Genomic DNA, 258 nt, shown 5'->3' with positions numbered 1-258 from the left:
AGGGACAAAGTCCCAACTACCATTGGCGCTAAAGAGCTTAACTTCCGTGTTCGGTATGGGAACGGGTGTGACCTCTTTGCTATCGCCACCAGACAAGAGATTGCTCTCTCAAAACTAGATAACAGTTTGCTGAGTAAAGCTTACGCTTTTAAAGTTTGGTTAAGTCCTCGATCGATTAGTATCAGTCAGCTACACATGTCGCCACGCTTCCACCTCTGACCTATCAACCTGATCATCTTTCAGGGATCTTACTAGCTT

General features: G+C 45.3%; 2 rRNA genes. Both read right to left on the bottom strand.

The features are described 5' to 3' along the window. A 5S ribosomal RNA gene (gene rrf, locus LJC66_RS27580) occupies nucleotides 1-93 on the bottom strand; the annotation flags it as partial. 62 nt (nucleotides 94-155) lie between these two features. Continuing rightward, nucleotides 156-258, bottom strand: a 23S ribosomal RNA gene (locus LJC66_RS27575); the annotation flags it as partial.

Source organism: Priestia sp. TSO9 (assembly GCF_021029645.1).
Lineage (GTDB): Bacteria > Bacillota > Bacilli > Bacillales > Bacillaceae_H > Priestia > Priestia megaterium_E.
Note: the sequence above shows the minus strand (reverse complement) of the source record. Positions and strands in the feature narration are given on the sequence as shown.